Raw genomic sequence first — 18298 nt, 5'->3', positions numbered from 1 at the left:
AGCGATGCCGGGTTTTTTCATATGTCCTTCATCGCCACACCTCAATCCATGCACTTCGATGAGCCGCTGCCTTTGCAGAGCGGCAGCTCCATCGCCAACTACGACCTCGCCTTCGAGACCTATGGCGAACTCAATGCCGACAAGAGCAATGCCATCGTGGTCTGTCATGCGCTCAACGCCTCCCACCATGTCGCGGGCAGCTACGAAGGCCAGCCCAAGAGCGAGGGCTGGTGGGACAACATGATCGGCCCGGGCAAACCGGTCGATACCCGGCAGTTTTTTGTCATCGGCATCAACAACCTTGGCTCGTGCTTTGGTTCCACGGGCCCCATGCACGCCAATCCGGCCACAGGCAAGCCCTATGGCGCCGACTTTCCCGTGGTGACGGTGGAAGACTGGGTCGATGCACAGGCGCGACTGCTGGACAGGCTGGGCATTCACAAGCTGGCGGCCGTGCTCGGCGGCAGCCTGGGCGGCATGCAGGCGCTGTCCTGGTCGCTACGCTACCCGGATCGCATGGGCCATGCCGTGGTGGTGGCCAGCGCGCCCAATCTAAACGCGGAGAACATCGCTTTCAACGAAGTGGCCCGCCGCGCCATCGTGACCGACCCGGATTTCTACGGCGGCCACTTCTACGAACAAGGCGTGGTGCCGGCACGCGGCCTGCGCATTGCCCGCATGATCGGCCACATCACCTATCTCTCCGACGATGTGATGAACCAGAAGTTCGGTCGCCAGCTACGCGACGGCCTGGACCTCAAATACAGCACGCAAGAGGTGGAGTTCGAGATCGAGAGCTATCTGCGCTACCAGGGAGAGAAGTTCAGCAGCTACTTCGATGCCAACACCTATTTGCTGATCACCCGCGCGCTCGATTACTTCGATCCGGCCCGCGCCCATGACGGCGATCTGACCCAGGCGCTGGCGCTGGCCAAGGCCAAATTCCTGCTGGTGAGCTTCACCACCGACTGGCGCTTTGCCCCGACGCGCAGCCGCGAGCTCGTCAAATCCTTGCTGGAGAACGACCGCGACGTCAGCTATGCCGAGATCGATGCGCCCCATGGTCATGATGCGTTTTTGCTCGATGACCCACGCTACATGAACGTGATGCGCTCCTATTTTGATGGAATTGCCAAAGCTTTGAACACCGCTACCCTTGCCCCGGAGGCCGCATGACCGAACTGACCACCATGCATGCAATTGCCAAGCTCGTGCCCCAGGGCTCGCGTGTGCTGGATCTGGGCTGCGGTGACGGCGCCCTGCTGTCGCATCTGGTGCGCGAGCGCGGCTGCACCGGCTATGGCGTGGAGCTGGACGATGCCAATGTGCTGGCCTGTACCCGCCGCGGTGTGAATGTGCTGCAGCTCAATCTGGAAGACGGCCTGGCCGTGTTCGGCGACAACAGCTTTGATGTGGTGCTGCAGATCGACACGCTGCAGCATTTGCGCAATGCCGAGGTGATGCTGCAGGAAACCGCCCGCATAGGCCGCGCCGGCATTGTCGCCTTCCCCAATTTTGCACACTGGCAAAACCGCATGTCCGTGCTGCGCGGGCGCATGCCGGTCACGCGCCGCCTGCCCTACCAGTGGTATGACACGCCCAATATCCGCGTCGGCACCTACAAGGATTTCGAGGTGCTGGCCACCAAGAACCGCTTGCGCATCCTGGACTCCTTTGGCCTGCAAAACGGCCAGGTGGTACGCAGCCTGCCCAATCTGCTGGCCACCACGGCCGTGTTCCATTTCGAACACGCCTGAAAGCATCAGCATTGATAGCTTCCTGCCCATGATTCATATGGGCTTCATGGCTGTTTGACTCTGAATCGACGGCCGACACGGCACGAGGTACATGCCAAGGCCTGCGGTGCGGCCTAGAAGGCTTGGCGCAAAATAGGGCGTATTGCGGGACCTTCCATCCAAGAAGGCCCGCACCCTTATTGAAGGAGCCGACCATGAACGCACGCACTCCCGCCCAGCTGCTGCAAGCACCCGAAGCACTGCAGCACATCACCGCCCAGTGGGACCAGCAAATCGTCCCCGAGCTGAAGAACTACATCGCCATCCCTGCCAAATCGCCCATGTTTGCACCCGATTGGGAGCAGCAGGGCTTTATCGCCACCGTGATGCGCAATGCCGCAGCCTGGGTGGAAGCGCAAAAAGTGGCCGGACTCAAACTCGAGGTGATTCAGCAGCCGGGCCGCACGCCGGTGCTGTTCTTCGAAGTCGATGGCACGGCCGACCAAGCGGCCAGCAATCCCACGGTGCTGATGTACGGCCACCTGGACAAGCAACCCGAATTCGAAGGCTGGCGCAGCGATCTGGGCCCCTGGACGCCCAAGTACGAAGACGGTAAGCTCTACGGCCGTGGGGGTGCCGATGACGGCTACGCCGTCTATGCCAGCATCGCCGCCATCCAGGAGCTCAAGCGCCAGAACGTGCCGCATCCGCGCATCGTCGGACTCATAGAAACCTGCGAGGAAAGCGGTTCAGCCGACCTGCTGCCCTATGTGGAAATGCTGCGCCCCCGCCTCGGCGATGTGGGCCTGGTGATCTGCCTCGATAGCGGCGCCGGCAACTACGACCAGCTGTGGCTGACCACCAGCTTGCGCGGCATGGCCAGCGGCACGCTCAAGGTGCAGATCCTGACCGAGGGCATTCACTCGGGCGATGCCTCGGGTGTGGTGCCCTCCTCGTTTCGCATCCTGCGCCAGGTGCTGGACCGCCTGGAAGACAGCAAGAGCGGCCGCCTGCTGCCCCAGAGTTTTCACTGCGAGGTGCCGGCCGAACGTCTGCAACAGATCCGCGCCACGGCCGACATTCTGGGCGAGGATACCTATGCCCGCTTTCCCTGGGCGCACTATGACTGCGGCGGCTCGGGCCGCATCTCCCTGCCCACCACCACCGACCCCGTGGAGGCGCTGATCCGTCGCACCTGGTCGCCCACGCTCAGCGTGACCGGCGTGGACGGCATTCCCAGCCTGCAAAATGCCGGCAATGTGCTGCGCCCCTACACCGCCTTCAAGCTCAGCCTGCGCCTGCCGCCGCTGGTGGATGCCTCTGTCTGCGTGCAGGAACTCAAAACCCTACTGGAAGATAACGCCCCCTACGACGCCAAGGTGACCTGGGAAGGGCTGTCCAGCTCCAGCGGCTGGAATGCGCCGGGCATGGACAGCTGGTTTGAAAAAGCCCTCAACAGCGCCAGCCAGGCCCACTTTGGCGCGTCTTGTGGCTATATCGGCCAGGGCGGCACGATTCCGCTGATGAACCAGTTGAGCCAGGGCTTCCCCAAGGCCCAGATGATGGTCTGCGGCGTGCTCGGCCCCAAGAGCAATGCCCACGGCCCCAATGAGTTTCTGCACGTGCCCTACGCCAAAAAGCTCACCGCCTCGGTGGCCGAAGTGATTGCCGCCATGGCCCGTGCGCAAAGCGAAGAGCCCGGAGAAAACACGCCAACGGCCTGAAGATCGACCTCCTCATTTTTGAAATGAAAACAGCTGCTTGCGCTTGCACATAGAGCGCAAGCAGCTATTTTTTTGATAGCTCGGCTTGACCCCAACAGGTAAGCCCGTGTTGACGCTGGGCACCCGTCCCGTCATCCTCGTAGCCCTGGACGAACACCGCCTTCACACCGCCTGCGGACGCAGGAGAGCCAAGAAAGCCGAGCGTGACGCTGACACATCCCACACAGACTGCCATGCGCATCAGCCATATGCTGGCGCCAGACGGTACGGAACTGGCCCTGCGCGACTGGCCGCTGCCACCTTCGGAGCGCCCGCGCGCCACGGTGCTCATCGTCCACGGCCTGGGCGAGCATTGCGGCCGCTACGACCTGCTGGCGCGCCATCTCAACGAATGGGGTTTTGCCGTGCGCAGCTATGACCAGTACGGTCACGGTCTCTCGGGCGGGCCGCGCGGCGGCCTGACCAGCGACACACGCCTGCTCGACGATCTGGCCGCCGTGATGGATGCCACCCGCGCCAGCCAGCTGCAACAACTGCCCCTGGTCTTGCTGGGCCATAGTCTGGGCGGCCTGGTCGCTGCAGATTTTGTGGCCTCGGGCCTGCGCCATGTGGATGCGCTGGTGCTCTCCTCGCCGGCACTGGCTTTGCACTTGTCGGGCGCTCAGCGGCTGCTGATCAACACCTTGCCCAAGCTGCTGCCCAAGCTGCAAGTCAGCAACGGGGTGAAGTCGCAATATCTGTCACATGATCTGGCCGTGGTTCAGGCCTATGACGCAGATGGACTGCAGCACCGGCGCATCAGCGCCAGGCTGGCGCAGTACATGGCGGAAGGCGGCCCGCGCGTGCAGGCCAGGGCCAGGGCCTGGTGCGTGCCCACCTTGCTGCTGTGGGCCGGGCAGGACAAGCTGGTGGACCCCGCCGGCAGCCAGCTGTTTGCCGAGCATGCGCCACCTGCCGTGCTGCAGGCCGAGCGCTTTGGCGAGGCCTATCACGAGATCTTCAATGAAAGCGAGACGCTGGCCGCGCCCGTGTTCTCACGCCTCAGGCACTGGCTGGATCAGCAGTTCGCGCCCGCGTGAAGTTCACAGAAACGAGGGCGGCTGCTTGCGGCCTTTTTCCACCGGATTGGCTCTGAGCTTTTCTGCGGGATAGGGGCGCAAGAATTCCTTGGCCTTGCTGACCTTGGCTTGCAGCCAGGCGTCATAAGCACCTTCGTTGAGGATGGCAGGCATGGCCTTGTCATTGCCGTGGTGGCCGTAGCGGTTCATCAGCGCATGGGCATTGGCGTTGATGGTGATCAGCGCATAGCTGGTGATGATCTCGCCGTCCTCACCCACCCAGCGGGCCCAGACGCCGGCGGCACCCATGGGCTGGTTATCGACGCGCGTGATGCGCGTAGGCAGTGCCTTGCCGGGGCGCATATCGTCGACCTGAAACGACTGGATGGGAACAATGCAGCGCTGGCCGTTGAGCCAGGCATCGCGAAACGCCGTGCCCGTGGTCAGGTTGTCTATTTTTGCGTTGACCAGCTTGAGCGCGCGCAGGCGGCCATCGGAGGCAGATTTGACCCAGTGGGGCACCAGGCCGAACTGGGCGGGCACCAGCACCCGCTCCACGCTCAAAGGAGCGCTCTCCTTGGGCTTGCCCTCGGGTGCCGCTGCGGCAGCAGGCGTATCTGCCGCGGCCTCTACAGGAGCGGCAGGCACCTCTTCAGCCACAGCAGGTGTGCGGCCCAGCAGCACGGCCGATGCGTCGGCCGCGGCGTTGACGATGATGCAACCGAGCTTGCGCGGGGTGATGTGGCGCTCGGGCAGGGGCTCGGGCGCATCCACGCGAAAGGCCTGGCGGTACAGCTCGGCATCGTGGAGGGAAAGGTGAAAACTGCTCATAGGAATCTCAATTTATTGCCCGCTCAATCAAGAGCCAGCAAGGACAGGGCCGCAACAGAGGCGGTCTCGGCGCGCAGCACACGGCTGCCCAGGCCAGCGGGTGCCCAGCCCTGCTCCAGCGCCCAATCTTCTTCCTGCGCGGTCAGCCCGCCTTCGGGGCCGTGCAGCACCCATACGGCAGCCGCATCACCGGCCGCAACGCGCAAAGGACGGCTGCCGTCGCGCAGCGACAGCAGCAAACGGGCGGCATCGGCAGCCGGTGCATGCTTGCCCTTGAGCCAATCGGCCAGCGATTGAGGGGCATGAATGACGGGCACCTGATTGCGGCCACATTGCTCGCAGGCCGAAACAGCAATCGCCTGCCAGCGCTCGATTTTTTTGTCGGCGCGCTCGCCCTTGAGCTTGAGCACGCTGCGCGCGGCCATCACGGGCTGAATGCTGGCCACGCCCAGCTCGGTGGCTTTTTCCACCAGCCAGTCCATGCGCTCATTGGCCGGCATGCCGACCACCAGATGCACGGCACGGGCAGCCTCGCGCTCCACGGCGCGGTGCGCTTCAATGCGCACGCCTACATCGCTGCGCCCCATATGGGTGATGACGGCTTCGAACTCGCCGCCGCTGAAGCCCTGGCCCGTCTGCCCTTCAAACAGGGTGACGGTGTCTCCCGGCTGGTGGCGCAGCACCTGCACATGGCGGGCTGCACCCGCGGGCAGATCCAGTTCGGCGCCCAGGTGCAAGGGCGTGAGGCAGTGAAAACGGGGCATGGATTTCAAAAGTGGAGCGGCTTGCGCTGGTTGATCAATGACTTCAGGCCAATTCGATACTGAAGTTCATATTGAACAAGCGCTAACCGCTATGGTTTTATATAGCTTACATCCGGCCGTAGGCGTAGCCCACCTGGGCCTGAATGCCTTCGATCTCATCGATCAACTTCAAGAAGGGGCCTAGCGCGCGATAGCGGTTGCAGGTGGAGCGGATGTAGTGGATGAAGCGCGGTGCATCGGCCAGGTATTTGGGCTTGCCGTCACGCAGGGTAAGGCGCGCAAAGATACCAGCAACCTTCAAATGGCGCTGCAGGCCCATCCATTCCACCCCACGGTAGAACTCGCCAAAGTCATCGCCCCAGCCGCTGGCGCTGTTGGCGCCCACGAGACCGGCCTTGCGGGCTTTTTCCCAGTAGCGCACGGTGATGTCGATGATGAATTCCTCTTCCCAGCTGATGAAGGCATCGCGCAACAGGCTGGCAATGTCATACGTGATGGGGCCATAGACGGCATCCTGAAAGTCCAGCACGCCCAAAGGAGCGCCTGCGGCCACCGGCTGCATCAGATTGCGCATCATGAAATCACGGTGCACATACACGCGGGGTGCCTGCAGATTGTGGGCCACGATCTGGTCAAAGGTCTTGGTCAGCAAGGCCTGCTGCTTGTCATCCAGCGTGAACTGACGGTGCTGGGCAATGTACCAGTCGGGAAACAGCTGCAGCTCGCGGCGCAGCAGGGCTTCGTTGTATTCAGGCAACTGGCCGACATTGCCGGCCTTGGAAGCCAGCTGCCAGTCCAGCAACGCTTCAGTCGCTGCGCGATACCAAGCCTCTGCATCCTGCGGCTTTTCGGGGTTCAGCGCCTCGATCACCGTCTGGCTACCCAGGTCGCTCAGCAACATGAAACCATGCTGGGCGTTCCAGTCCAGGATTTGCGGCACGCACAGGCCGGCACCCGCCAGCAGGGCCTGGATTTTGACAAAAGGCGCGCAATCTTCCTTGTCCGGCGGCGCGTCCATGACGATCAGGCTTTGGCCGCCGGCGCCATCAAGGCGCAGATAACGGCGAAAGCTGGCATCGGCCGAAGCGGGACGCAGGGTTTCAGGGCGCAGCTGGTGGCTGGCGGCCAGGGGTGCCAGCCAGGCATCAAAGGCTGCATGGCGGTCTGCGTCAGCCCAGACAACGGCGGAGGTGGAGGTGATTGAAGCGGTCATGGATAATCGGATTTTACAAACCGATGCCATAGCACCTGAAGTCAGAGGTGCTAGGCTCTGTAGTTTTCCCCCATCGTCTGCCTGCGCGCGCGCGCTTTTGATCACCGTGCCCTCCCCATCCAACCCGCGAGATTCTTTGCCAGCCCAGCCGCATAGCCCCCGCCGGGCCGCTATGGCGCGGCCGGTCATCCGCCCCCTGGCCTGGGCTGTGGCTCTGGCCTGGTCAGGCGCGGGCTTGTCGGCCTACGCGCAAGAGGCAGCGTCTTTGGCCCAGACCTCGCAAGTCAGCCAGGTCACGGCAGCTCAAGCAACGCCAGGCACGGCGCCCGACGGGCTGGCTCCGCTGGAGCTCAAGTCCAGCAATCTGTTGCAGGAGACCTACTCCAAAGAGGTGCAGGACCAGCAGCCCACCTATATCAAAGGCGATGCACTCTCAGGCCAGCCCGATATCAAGGCATCCGTCTCCGGCGAAGCCGAAATTCGCCGTGGCGACACCATGATCCGCGCCGATCGCCTGGACTATGCCGTGCCCGATGACCGGGTCAACGCCGTGGGCTCTGTGCACATCAACCAAGCGGGCAATGTCTATGAAGGCACGGCACTGGACCTGCAGATGGACGCCTTCAAAGGCCAGTTCGACAACGCCAAATACCGTTTTCTGGAGACCGGTGGTCACGGCGAATCCACCCGCGTGGACTTTATCGACAGAGACCACGCCGTCATCCACAACGCCACCTACACCACCTGCCAGCGTGACGACCAGGCCAGCTGGACCCCCTCCTGGCAGATGAAGGCCGAAACCATAGAGATGGACATGGGCGAAGAGGTGGGCGTGGCCCATAACGCGGCCTTGCAGTTCAAGGGCGTGACCATTTTGCCCGTGCCGCGCATGAGCTTTCCGCTGTCGGACAAGCGTAAATCAGGCCTGCTGCCGCCCATGTTCGGCATGGACAAGCTGGGCGGTTTTGAGCTGACCCAGCCCTATTACTGGAACATTGCGCCCAACCGCGACCTGACGATAACGCCTACCGTGATGACCAAGCGCGGCTCCAATCTGGCCGGCCTGTTCCGTTACCTGGAGCCCAGCTACTCCGGCGAAGCCTATGCCAGTTACATGCCCAAGGACAATCTGCGCGACCGTTCGCGCTGGGCCTATTCCTTGCAGCACCGCGGTACTTTTGACACCCCGCTGGGAGGACTGGGGCTGAACCTGGATCTGAACCAGGTCAGCGACAACGATTACTGGCGTGATTTCCGCCTGGCCCCCATCAGGCTGCGCCAGCGTCTGATCACCAGCACCGGCGGACTGAGCTGGGCCAAGGGCGACGGGGTGTTGAGCCTCAATATGGTCCGCTACCAGACCCTGCAAGACCCTGCGGCCCCGATTGCGGCGCCCTATAGCATCACTCCCCAGCTGCAGTACCGCTACACGCCGCTGGATCTGCCGCATGGCCTGGACTTCAGCCTAGTGGCGGACACCACGCGCTTTGAGCTGCTCAAGCCCCTGGCCGGTCAAGCTGGCAACAACGGCCAGCGCAGTTATTTGCAAACCCAGCTGAGCCGCCCCTTTCTGTCGCCAGGGGGCTTCATCACGCCCAAGGTGATGTTCCATTCGTCGCTGTACCAGACCGATCAGCTGATGAGCAACGGCAGCAAGAGCGCCAACCGCAACCTGCCCACCTTCAGCCTGGACAGCGGCCTGGTGTTCGAGCGCGACACCTCGCTGTTCGGCAGCAGCTTGCTGCAGACCCTGGAACCCCGCGCCTTCTATACCTATACGCCCTACCGCGACCAGAGCATGCTGCCGTTGTATGACACGGCACGCAACGACTTCAACTTCGCCAGCATCTTCTCGGAAAACGATTACGGCGGCCAGGATCGCATTGCAGACAACAATTTGCTGTCGCTAGGCGCAACCTCGCGCTTCATCGATCCAGACACCGGTGCCGAAAAATTCAAGCTGGCGATTGCCCAGCGCGTGCGCTTTTCCGACCAGAAGGTCGCTTTAGGCCCGGTGGCCACCAAGGGGCTGTCCGACATTCTGCTGGGTGCCAGCATCAACTGGACGGACAAATGGTCCACGGAAGCCACGACCCAGTACAACAAGGACCTGAACCGTACCGTGCGCACCACGGCCACGGCGCGATACAGCCCCAGCCCGTATAGAACTTTCAATATCGGCTACCGTACCCAACTGGACACCACGACCAAGAAGCCGACCAGCGAGTTGATCGATGTAGGCTGGCAATGGCCCATCAATGATCTCTGGGGCGATAAAGGTCGGGATCTGGGCAAGGGCCGAGGCCAGGGCGGCGGTCGCTGGTATACCGTGGGCCGCCTCAACTACAGCATCAAAGACAGACAATTGGTGGATACCGTGGTGGGCTTCGAATACGACGGTTGCTGCTGGATTGGCCGCGTGGTGCTGGAACGCCTGCAAAGCTCGGTCGTGCAGTCCAATCTGCGTCTGCTGTTCCAGGTCGAGTTTGTGGGCTTCTCGCGCCTGAGCTTTGGCGCCGATCCCACGGCCAGCCTCAAGCGCAACGTACCCCGTTATGAATATCTGCGTGAAGCGGTCTCCCCGCCTAGCCGCTTTACCAATTACGACTGATCAAGGCTTTTTTTCATGCGTTTTCTCTCCAAGACATCGTGCGCCGCCGCTGTCGCCGTCGCCATGCTGGCCGTCGGCGCTCAAGCCCAGACTATGCGTGCCCCCGGCCAGGCCAAGAAAAGCGATGCAGCGGTTTCCCGCGCCCTGGATGCCACGGCCCAGCCTGCGGCGACCTTGCGTGATGCCGGCAAAAGCGGTGTGCGCTCGGCCGACTACATCGTGGCCGTGGTCAATTCCGAGCCCATCACCAACAACGAAGTTCGTGCCCGCATGGCGCGTGTCGCTCAGAACGTGACCGAGCAAGGCGGCCAGTTGCCGCCTGAAGCCGTCTTGGCGCGCGAAGTGCTGGAACGCCTGGTGGTGGAAAAAGTGCAGCTGCAGGAAGCCAAAGACTCCGGCATCAATGTCGATGACCTGACCATCAACCAGACCATCGCCAACGTGGCCCGCCAGAACAATACCGATCATGCGGGTCTGATGGCCCGTTTGAAGGCTGACGGCATCTCCGAAACCCAGTTCCGTAGCGAAATCCGCAACCAGATGCTGATGCAGCGCGTGAAGGAACGCGATGTGGACAATCGCGTCAAGGTCAGCGATGCCGATATCGACCGCTATCTCAAGGAACAAAAGCGCCCTGGCGACGCCCAGGCGGGATCGGCCGTGAATCTGGGTCACATCCTGATCACCGTGCCCGAGAACGCCAGCCCCGCCGTGGTTGCCGAGCGCGAGGCCAAAGCCAGGAAGGCGGCCGAAGCCGCCACTGCCAATGCAGACTTTGCCGCCGTGGTCAAAGACTTCTCGGATGTTCCCAACGGCCAGGGCGGCGGCGCCATGGGCCTGCGCCCCTTGAGCGACTACCCCGAGCTGTTTGCCAAGGCGGCAGGCGCTGCGGCCACCGGCGCCGTGGTCGGCCCCATCCGCTCGGGCGCAGGCTTTCACGTGTTGAAGGTGCTGGAAAAATCCCAGGGCGGACTGCCTGTGATGATCACGCAAAATCATGCACGCCATATTCTGCTGCTGGTGGGCGACGGCATGAACGAAGCCCAGGCTGCCAAGCGCCTGGAAGACTACAAGCGCCGCGTGCAAAGCGGCCAGGCCACCTTCGAGCAACTAGCGCAGGAGTTCTCCAAGGACGGCAGCGCCCGCAGCGGCGGCGATCTGGGCTGGTCCTCGCCCGGCCAGTTTGTGCCCGAATTCGAACGCGTCCTGGATACGCTGCAGCCTGGCGAGATCAGCGCCCCTGTGGTTTCGCGCTTTGGCGTTCACCTGATCCAACTGATCGAACGCCGCCAGGAAAAGCTCACTCCACGCGAGCAGCGTGAAATGGTGCGCAACGTGGTGCGCGAACGCAAGGCCGAGCAGGACTACGGCACCTGGCTCAAGGAATTGCGCGGCCGCGCCTATGTGGAATACCGCGAGGCCCCGCTGTAACAGACGGCCCCTAGATGACCCTGCCCTGCCGTCAATCGACAAGGCAGTGTCATGATGGCGGCCAAGGCACAGTCCATCCCAATTACTTATCAAGCGGTGCTGAGGCACCGCTTTCTCATGGCAATGAAACATATTCCCCGCAAGCGCTTCGGCCAGAATTTTCTGACCGACGGCGCCATCATTGACAGTATTGTCGATGCCATCACCCCCCAGGCAGGCGAGCCCGTGGTGGAAATCGGCCCCGGCCTGATGGCGCTGACCCAGCCCCTGGTCGAGCGCGTGGGCAAGCTCACCGTGATCGAACTTGATCGCGATCTGGCCGCACGCCTGCGCCTGCGCTCCGATCTGGATGTGGTGGAGTCGGACGTGCTCAAGGTGGACTTTCGCGCCATTGCGGCACGCCTGGGCGTGGCCAAGCTGCGCGTGGTTGGCAACCTGCCCTACAACATCTCCAGCCCCATCCTGTTTCATCTGCTGGAGCAGGTGGATGTGGTGCAGGATCAGCACTTCATGCTGCAAAAAGAGGTGATCGATCGCATGGTGGCCGATGCCGGCACGGCCGCCTATGGGCGCCTGACGGTGATGCTGCAATGGCGCTACGCCATGGAGAGCGTGCTGTTTGTGCCGCCCGGCAGCTTCAACCCGCCGCCCAAGGTCGACAGCGCCGTGGTGCGCATGATCCCGCGCGCCACTCCGGCCCAGCTCGATGCCAAGCTGCTGGAGACCATGGTGCAGGTCGCTTTCAGCCAGCGCCGCAAGATCCTGCGCAACACCCTGGGCAAATGGCTGGACGAAAAAGGCTTCAGCGGCGAATTCGATCTCCAGAGACGTGCCGAAGAGGTGCCCGTGGCCGAATACGAGGCGGTAGCCGCCCAGCTATCGCAAAAATAAGAGCTGCAGGCGCTTGATATTCAAGCGTTTCAGATCTCATTCAATGCAAAGCGCCCGCTAAACAAGCGGGCGTTGCTATTGATGCTGCGTGCTTACGCGCTACAGAAACGAGTAAAAGCAGCGAAAAGCCGTCTTGCGCTCGCCCCAGAACTCGGCCGTGTCGCGGAACACATCCAGCAACTGCTCGCGCGCCTCCTTGTCGAACTTGGGCGCCGTGGGAATCTGGTCCAGCACCACGATAAAGCCCGGCTGCTCGCCGGCCTTGTGGATGGGGTCCGTCATCACGTCATAGAGAGCATCGAAGTTCTTGCCGAAGTGCGCTGGCAGGTGGAACTGTGTGGCCAGCAGCTCCATGATGTCGGCCTTGCTCTGGGCATGGGCCAGGTTGGCATACAGAAAATGGGATCCCAGAGTCTCCGCGGCCTTTTGCAGATCGGGAATGCGATAGGCACGAATGGACTGCACGATGTTCGGGCGAACATTGCGCAGCGGGGTTTCTGAGGCTTTACGAAGTGGCGTGTCCATCTCCGTGATTCTTTCTAAAAACATCAAAGCAGGTGGCAGATGGGGTACTGACCGCTGTTGTAAGTCAGAGGCGCGACTCGCGTCAACGTCTTCCAGCCTCTCCAGACTAGCAGCAATGGAGGGGCTCATTCGACGATCTGCTGAAAACTGTTGTAATGATCGCCGGTGTAGAAGCACGCATCGGGTCGCTGTGGCTGCTCGCCACCGCAGACGATGCGGCGTGCACCGCGATTCTTGGCCCCGGGCGTGCGCACCGTGTACTCACGGTAATAGCCTCGGGATTGACGGGGAAGTATGCGCTCACGGTTACCAAAAACCGTGCCGTCCTTGTCGCTGCTGAAAGGGCCACCCTGCAGGATGCGGGCATAGGTGCTGCGACCATCGCGCGGCAAGTCGGCCAGGGCGATGGTCGCCAGGCCAGGCTCCGCCGCCACGGGTTCTACAGCCTTGCGCGCCTGCGCAGCCGGAGAGGCCAACACAAAAGCAGCACCCAATACGAGTGCTAAACCGGTCTGGTACAGCTTGGCGGCAGTGGCCTTCAGCATTCAAAACACCTTTCAGAATCTCAGGGAAGGCCTGAAATTTCGACCCGTAAGTGTGACGGATAGCCCTCAAAAATGCAAGTTATGCCCAAATTTTAAGCAAACCCGTGTGATGCCCGCCCGGCAGCCGCAAGGCTTGCCGGGCTGGGCTTGAGAAAGGCGGGCTGGTCTCAGCGACCGACGTTGGCGTCCGCCACGGTCAGGGCCGTCATGTTCACGATGCGGCGCACCGTGGTGCTGGGGGTCAGCACGTGCACGGGCTTGGCCGCACCCAGCAGGACCGGGCCGACCGCAATGCCGCCGCCTGCCGCCTGCTTGAGCAGGTTGTAGCTGATGTTGGCCGCATCGATATTGGGCGAGACCAGCAGGTTGGCATCACCCAGCAGCGTGCTGTTGGGCATGAGCTTGGCGCGGGCCTTGCCGTCCAGGGCCACATCGCCGTGCATTTCGCCATCCACTTCCAGCCAGGGCGCCTGCTCGCGCAGCAGTTCCAGGGTCTGGCGCATCTTGATGGCGCTGGGCTGGTTGCTGGAGCCGAAGTTGGAGTGGCTCAGCAGCGCGGCCTTGGGCTTGATACCGAAGCGCATCATTTCCTCGGCGGCCATGATGGTGATCTCGGCCAGCTGCTCGGCGGTCGGGTCGTAGTTGACGTGGGTGTCCACCAGGAACACTTGGCGCTCGGGCAGCAGCAGGCCGTTCATGCAGGCATAGGTGGTCACACCGCTGCGGCGGCCAATGACTTGATCGATGTAGTTCAAGTGCACATTGGTGTTGTTCCAGGTGCCGCAGATCAGACCGTCAACCTCGCCCTTGTGCAGCAGCATGGAGCCGATCAGCGTCAGGCGGCGGCGCATTTCGATCTTGGCGATGGGCGCGGTAATGCCCTTGCGCTCCGTCATGCGGTGGTAGCTCTGCCAGAAGTCGCGGTAGCGCTCGTCATGCTCGACGTTAACCACATCGTAGTCGCGCCCTTCCTGCAGACGCAGGCCGAACTTCTCTACTCGCTGGGCAATGATGCCGGGGCGACCGATCAGCGTGGGGCGGGCAATGCGCTCGTCCACCACAATCTGCGCAGCGCGCAAGATGCGCTCTTCCTCGCCTTCGGCGTAGGCAATGCGCTTCTTGGACGCCTTCTTGGCGGCCATGACGATGGGCTTCATCATGGTGCCGGAGGCGTAGACAAAGGTCTTCAGATGCTCGCGATAGGCGTCCATGTCCTCAATGGGACGCTTGGCCACACCGGCTTCTGCCGCAGCCTTGGCCACGGCAGGCGCCACGATCAGCATCAGGCGCGGGTCGAAGGGCTTGGGAATCAGGTACTCGGGGCCAAAGCTCAGCTCCTCACCCACATAGGCGGCAGCCACTTCCTCGCTCTGCTCGGCCTGCGCCAGTGCGGCAATCGCGTGCACGCAGGCGATTTCCATCGAGGTGGTGATGGTGGTGGCACCGCAATCGAGCGCACCGCGGAAGATATAGGGGAAGCACAGGACGTTGTTGACCTGGTTCGGGTAGTCCGTGCGGCCCGTGGCGATGATGGCATCGTCGCGCACCGCCTTCACATCTTCGGGAATGATTTCGGGGTTGGGGTTGGCCAGAGCGAAGATGATGGGCTTGGCTGCCATCTTCTTGACCATGTCCTGCTTGAGCACATTGCCGGCCGACAGACCCAGGAAGGCATCGGCACCCTCGATCACTTCACCCAAGGTACGCAGCGGAGTGTTCTGGGCGAACAGCGCCTTGTCCGGATCCATCAGCTCGGTACGGCCTTCGTAGACCACGCCGGCGATATCGGTCACAAACACGTTTTCGCGCTTCAGGCCCACTTCCAGCAGCAGGTTCAAGCAGGCCAGGGCCGCAGCACCGGCGCCCGAGGCCACCAGTTTGATCTCTTCGATCTTCTTGCCCGCCACTTTCAGCGCATTGACCATGGCGGCCGCCACGGTGATGGCCGTGCCGTGCTGGTCGTCGTGGAAGACGGGGATATTCATGCGCTTGCGCAGCTCGCGCTCGACGAAGAAGCACTCTGGCGCCTTGATGTCCTCAAGATTGATAGCACCAAACGTAGGCTCCAGCGCGGCAATCACGTCTACCAGCTTTTGCGGGTCTTTTTCATCGATTTCGATGTCGAACACATCCACGCCGGCGAACTTCTTGAACAGCACGCCCTTGCCTTCCATCACCGGCTTGGAAGCCAGCGCGCCGATGTCGCCCAGACCCAGCACGGCCGTGCCGTTGGAGATCACGCCGACCAGGTTGCCGCGGCTGGTGTACTTGTAAGCAGCAGCGGGGTCCTTGACGATTTCTTCACAGGGAGCGGCCACACCGGGCGAATAAGCCAAAGCCAGATCGTGCTGGTTGGCCATGGGCTTGGTCGCCATGATCGCCACCTTGCCGGGCTTGGGGAACTCGTGATATTCCAGTGCAGACTGGCGCAGCAGCGCGCGCTTATCAATCGATGTAATTGGCTTGGTGTCGGACATCAGCAGTCTCCAGCTCGCAAAGTAAGCCATCCGCAGTGAGGACTCTCTCAGGCCTGACGGCCCAGCCCTTCTCAGCGCGCGGATGATAGGTCTCGAATCGGCCATTGTAGGCCGAGTGCTATCAAAAAAAGAGGCGTAACAGTACGCCGCTGCGGGTCAAACTGCTGTGACTTGTAGGCAAGGGTAAAAGCTGCTCGTTTCCACCCCTCAACCGGTCACGACGGTGATGGCCAAGGCCTTGATGACCTGGCCTGGGCAGATAGGCCAGGCGCGCTCAGTCCGTGGCCTGCAAGGCGTCGCCCAGGGCATTGACCAGACGCTCAATCTCGGCTTTTTCGCTGATGAAGGGCGGAGCCAGCTGAATCGTGTCTCCGCCATAGCGCACATAAAACCCGGCGTCCCAGCACTTCATCGCAATCTCGTAAGGGCGCTTGGCCGGCTCGCCGGGAAGCGGTGCAATGCTCAGCCCTGCCGCCAGCCCGATGTTGCGAATGTCCAGCACATGTTTGGCGCCCCGCAGACTATGCACGGCCTGCTCGAAAAACGGGGCCATGGCCTGCACACGGCCCGGCCCGTCTTCCTGCTCCAGCAAGTCCAGCGCCGCCAGGCCTGCAGCGCAGGCCACGGGGTGGGCCGAGTAGGTATAGCCGTGAGCAAACTCCAGCATGTATTCGGGCCCGCCAGCCGCCATGAAGCTGTGATAAATCTCACCCGTCACCACGCAGGCGCCCAGCGGTTGCGTGCCGTTGGTCACCTGCTTGGCGATGTTCATGATGTCGGGCGTCACGCCAAATGCCTCGGCCGCCGTCATGGCACCAATCCGGCCAAAGCCGGTGATGACTTCGTCAAAAATCAGCAAGATGCCGTGCTGGGTGCAAATCTCGCGCAGCCGCTGCAGATAGCCGGCCGGCGGTATCACCACGCCGCCCGAACCCGACATGGGCTCGACGATGACAGCTGCAATATTGCTGGCGTCATGCAAGGCAATCAGGTCCAGCAAACGCTCGGCCAGGGCGCGGCCGTCGCTGTGGGCTATGGTTTGCGGCATGCCTTTGCAAAACGAGCCCAGCGGCGGCTGGGTATGGGGCAGATGGTCGGCTTCCACGCCCTGACCGAAGGCCTTGCGGTTGCCCGCCATGCCGCCCACGGAAATGCCGCCGAAATTCACGCCGTGATAGCCTTTTTCGCGACCTATCAGCCGGGTCTTGCTGCCCTGCCCCTTGGCTCGCCAGTAGGCGCGCGCCATCTTCAGCGAAGTGTCTGCCGCTTCCGAACCCGAGCCGGTGAAAAACACATGCGAGAGCCCCTCGGGCATCAGGCTCTTGATCTTGTTGGCCAGCGCAAATGCCGCCGGGTGACCGAACTGAAAGGCCGGTGCGTAATCTAGCTGCAGCGCGGCCTTGCCCACGGCCTCGGCAATCTCGCGCCGGCCATGGCCCAGGCCGGAACACCACAGGCCCGACGAGAGCCCGTCAAAAATCCTGCGCCCGTCGGCATCGGTGAAATATGCCCCTTGGGCGCCGGTGATCATGCGCGGGTTGGCCTTGAAGTTGCGGTTGCCGGTGAAGGGCATCCAATGGGCTTCCAGCCACTGCGCATCCCGGCGCACTTCGGTCTGGGAGGTCTCGGGTCGGACGTTGGCAAACGGCATGGAAACTCCTGGCTCAACAAGCGGCCCATGTTGCCCTGCCACCTCGATTTTCGAAATAGCCGCAAACCCCTGGCGGCTGTCTGTCATCGACCTTATTTGTCCATGAAACCAAAGTTATCCACAAACAAAACAAGGCAGAAAACAAGAAGCCAACAATCAAACAACAGGCTTGTTCACAAAATACTATGAATCTCTTGTTTTATCTGATGAAGCAACAAAAACTCATCACAAGATAATGAAATCTATTCCACAGGTTTTTCAAAAACTTTTGCTCATATTTGTCAACACAAAATACACAGCATCAATCAGCTTCCGTGACCGCCGCAGTCACCCCATGCGGCCAGGGTCTGTAACAGCCACGGACCAAAGTGTTCAAAGCGCATCACTGCCTCCTTCAAGCCGCGCCGGCCACTAGTGGGTGCGCGCTCTTGTCGTGCTTTTTCAGGCCGCGGTCCCAAGCTTTTTCGTGAAAGAAAAACGCCACCGCCTGCACCGTGGGTTCCAACAGACTCAGCGTCAGCGATGCCCACAGATTGCCGGTGACGGCATAGGCCACGCAGGCGGCCACCACCACGTGAATGCAGTAATAGCTGCCCGTCTTGGCCAGCGTGGTCTGGTGGGTGCGCAAGGTGTTGATCAATCGTGTCATGGCGGCTCTTTCTGATAGCTGTTACCTTGATGGTAGGTTGACGCCATATATTTATCCAATTAAGAATCATTACCAGCGCGATAGCCCGCAAAGCCGCAGCGTCCGGCTTGGCCGCGCAAGCTTGCTAAGCTAAGGCTGAGAAATACAAGGCAACAAGCCTTTAGCGCTTATTCCAAAAGCGTGACCAGCTAT

15 protein-coding genes are annotated in these 18298 nt (G+C 61.8%); 7 read left to right on the top strand and 8 right to left on the bottom strand.

Translation table 11 applies throughout. The features are described 5' to 3' along the window. Window positions 1–21 precede the first annotated feature (21 nt). The 4 genes from metX (at window position 22) to ACNAZA_RS16780 (ending at window position 4539) form a co-directional block, all read left to right on the top strand. The gene (gene metX, locus ACNAZA_RS16795; protein ID WP_415797682.1) at window positions 22–1176 is read left to right on the top strand and encodes a homoserine O-succinyltransferase MetX; all 1155 of its coding nucleotides are present in this window, start codon (window positions 22–24) and stop codon (window positions 1174–1176) included. Beyond that, complete coding sequence (gene metW / locus ACNAZA_RS16790; protein WP_120965333.1) at window positions 1173–1757, top strand: methionine biosynthesis protein MetW; 585 nt, start codon at window positions 1173–1175, stop codon at window positions 1755–1757. Before metX ends, metW begins: the two co-directional genes overlap by 4 nt. 194 nt (window positions 1758–1951) lie before the next feature. Then, complete coding sequence (locus ACNAZA_RS16785) at window positions 1952–3460, top strand: M20 family metallopeptidase (RefSeq protein WP_415797681.1); 1509 nt, start codon at window positions 1952–1954, stop codon at window positions 3458–3460. A 233-nt stretch (window positions 3461–3693) separates the two neighbouring features. Next, window positions 3694–4539 carry an alpha/beta hydrolase gene (locus tag ACNAZA_RS16780; protein WP_415797704.1) on the top strand — a complete coding sequence of 282 codons (846 nt, stop codon included), beginning with the start codon at window positions 3694–3696 and terminating at the stop codon, window positions 4537–4539. 3 nt (window positions 4540–4542) lie between these two features. Here the strand turns inward: ACNAZA_RS16780 and ACNAZA_RS16775 are convergent, their stop codons facing one another. From ACNAZA_RS16775 to ACNAZA_RS16765, 3 genes are all read right to left on the bottom strand, one after another. Beyond that, complete coding sequence (locus ACNAZA_RS16775) at window positions 4543–5349, bottom strand: SOS response-associated peptidase (RefSeq protein ID WP_415797680.1); 807 nt, start codon at window positions 5347–5349, stop codon at window positions 4543–4545. Between the two features lie 23 nt (window positions 5350–5372). Next, the gene (locus tag ACNAZA_RS16770) at window positions 5373–6113 is read right to left on the bottom strand and encodes a 16S rRNA (uracil(1498)-N(3))-methyltransferase (protein WP_415797678.1); all 741 of its coding nucleotides are present in this window, start codon (window positions 6111–6113) and stop codon (window positions 5373–5375) included. 106 nt (window positions 6114–6219) lie between these two features. Next, a complete protein-coding gene (locus ACNAZA_RS16765) occupies window positions 6220–7326 on the bottom strand; it encodes an aminoglycoside phosphotransferase family protein (RefSeq protein WP_415797677.1) in 1107 nt (368 codons plus the stop codon). Between the two features lie 172 nt (window positions 7327–7498). Here ACNAZA_RS16765 and ACNAZA_RS16760 point away from each other — a divergent pair, with 172 nt between their 5' ends. From ACNAZA_RS16760 to rsmA, 3 genes are all read left to right on the top strand, one after another. Beyond that, window positions 7499–9937, top strand: a complete 2439-nt coding sequence (locus tag ACNAZA_RS16760) for an LPS-assembly protein LptD (protein ID WP_415797703.1) — start codon at window positions 7499–7501, stop codon at window positions 9935–9937. Window positions 9938–9952: 15 nt separating this feature from the next. Continuing rightward, complete coding sequence (locus ACNAZA_RS16755; RefSeq protein ID WP_415797676.1) at window positions 9953–11368, top strand: peptidylprolyl isomerase; 1416 nt, start codon at window positions 9953–9955, stop codon at window positions 11366–11368. Window positions 11369–11491: 123 nt separating this feature from the next. Beyond that, complete coding sequence (rsmA, locus tag ACNAZA_RS16750) at window positions 11492–12259, top strand: 16S rRNA (adenine(1518)-N(6)/adenine(1519)-N(6))-dimethyltransferase RsmA (protein WP_415797702.1); 768 nt, start codon at window positions 11492–11494, stop codon at window positions 12257–12259. 99 nt (window positions 12260–12358) lie between these two features. On the opposite strand, the gene ACNAZA_RS16745 is transcribed toward rsmA, so the two are convergent. The 5 genes from ACNAZA_RS16745 to ACNAZA_RS16725 all read right to left on the bottom strand — a co-directional run bounded on the left by ACNAZA_RS16745 (window position 12359) and on the right by ACNAZA_RS16725 (window position 18106). Further along, window positions 12359–12784 (bottom strand): barstar family protein, encoded by a 426-nt coding sequence (locus ACNAZA_RS16745; protein ID WP_120965348.1) that lies wholly within the window; start codon window positions 12782–12784, stop codon window positions 12359–12361. A 125-nt stretch (window positions 12785–12909) separates the two neighbouring features. Beyond that, window positions 12910–13329 (bottom strand): guanyl-specific ribonuclease, encoded by a 420-nt coding sequence (locus tag ACNAZA_RS16740; RefSeq protein WP_415797675.1) that lies wholly within the window; start codon window positions 13327–13329, stop codon window positions 12910–12912. Between the two features lie 167 nt (window positions 13330–13496). Beyond that, on the bottom strand, window positions 13497–15806 hold the full coding sequence (locus ACNAZA_RS16735) for an NADP-dependent malic enzyme (RefSeq protein ID WP_415797674.1): 2310 nt from the start codon (window positions 15804–15806) through the stop codon (window positions 13497–13499). A gap of 274 nt (window positions 15807–16080) precedes the next feature. Then, window positions 16081–17457, bottom strand: a complete 1377-nt coding sequence (gene aptA, locus ACNAZA_RS16730; protein WP_415797673.1) for an omega-aminotransferase AptA — start codon at window positions 17455–17457, stop codon at window positions 16081–16083. A 394-nt stretch (window positions 17458–17851) separates the two neighbouring features. Next, window positions 17852–18106, bottom strand: coding sequence for a DUF2061 domain-containing protein (locus tag ACNAZA_RS16725; protein WP_415797672.1), 255 nt, complete (start codon window positions 18104–18106; stop codon window positions 17852–17854). Window positions 18107–18298 lie beyond the last annotated feature (192 nt).

The organism is Comamonas aquatilis, from assembly GCF_965139575.1.
Classification (GTDB): Bacteria; Pseudomonadota; Gammaproteobacteria; order Burkholderiales; family Burkholderiaceae_C; genus Comamonas; species Comamonas aquatilis.
Note: the sequence above shows the minus strand (reverse complement) of the source record. Positions and strands in the feature narration are given on the sequence as shown.

Bases quoted from the DNA above. Each gene is read 5' to 3' on its own strand.
- metX (WP_415797682.1), top strand. From the start codon at position 22: ATGTCCTTCATCGCCACACCTCAATCCATGCACTTCGATGAGCCGCTG.
- metW (WP_120965333.1), top strand. From the start codon at position 1,173: ATGACCGAACTGACCACCATGCATGCAATTGCCAAGCTCGTGCCCCAG.
- ACNAZA_RS16785 (WP_415797681.1), top strand. From the start codon at position 1,952: ATGAACGCACGCACTCCCGCCCAGCTGCTGCAAGCACCCGAAGCACTG.
- ACNAZA_RS16780 (WP_415797704.1), top strand. From the start codon at position 3,694: ATGCGCATCAGCCATATGCTGGCGCCAGACGGTACGGAACTGGCCCTG.
- ACNAZA_RS16775 (WP_415797680.1), bottom strand. From the start codon at position 5,349: ATGAGCAGTTTTCACCTTTCCCTCCACGATGCCGAGCTGTACCGCCAG.
- ACNAZA_RS16770 (WP_415797678.1), bottom strand. From the start codon at position 6,113: ATGCCCCGTTTTCACTGCCTCACGCCCTTGCACCTGGGCGCCGAACTG.
- ACNAZA_RS16765 (WP_415797677.1), bottom strand. From the start codon at position 7,326: ATGACCGCTTCAATCACCTCCACCTCCGCCGTTGTCTGGGCTGACGCA.
- ACNAZA_RS16760 (WP_415797703.1), top strand. From the start codon at position 7,499: ATGGCGCGGCCGGTCATCCGCCCCCTGGCCTGGGCTGTGGCTCTGGCC.
- ACNAZA_RS16755 (WP_415797676.1), top strand. From the start codon at position 9,953: ATGCGTTTTCTCTCCAAGACATCGTGCGCCGCCGCTGTCGCCGTCGCC.
- rsmA (WP_415797702.1), top strand. From the start codon at position 11,492: ATGAAACATATTCCCCGCAAGCGCTTCGGCCAGAATTTTCTGACCGAC.
- ACNAZA_RS16745 (WP_120965348.1), bottom strand. From the start codon at position 12,784: ATGGACACGCCACTTCGTAAAGCCTCAGAAACCCCGCTGCGCAATGTT.
- ACNAZA_RS16740 (WP_415797675.1), bottom strand. From the start codon at position 13,329: ATGCTGAAGGCCACTGCCGCCAAGCTGTACCAGACCGGTTTAGCACTC.
- ACNAZA_RS16735 (WP_415797674.1), bottom strand. From the start codon at position 15,806: ATGTCCGACACCAAGCCAATTACATCGATTGATAAGCGCGCGCTGCTG.
- aptA (WP_415797673.1), bottom strand. From the start codon at position 17,457: ATGCCGTTTGCCAACGTCCGACCCGAGACCTCCCAGACCGAAGTGCGC.
- ACNAZA_RS16725 (WP_415797672.1), bottom strand. From the start codon at position 18,106: ATGACACGATTGATCAACACCTTGCGCACCCACCAGACCACGCTGGCC.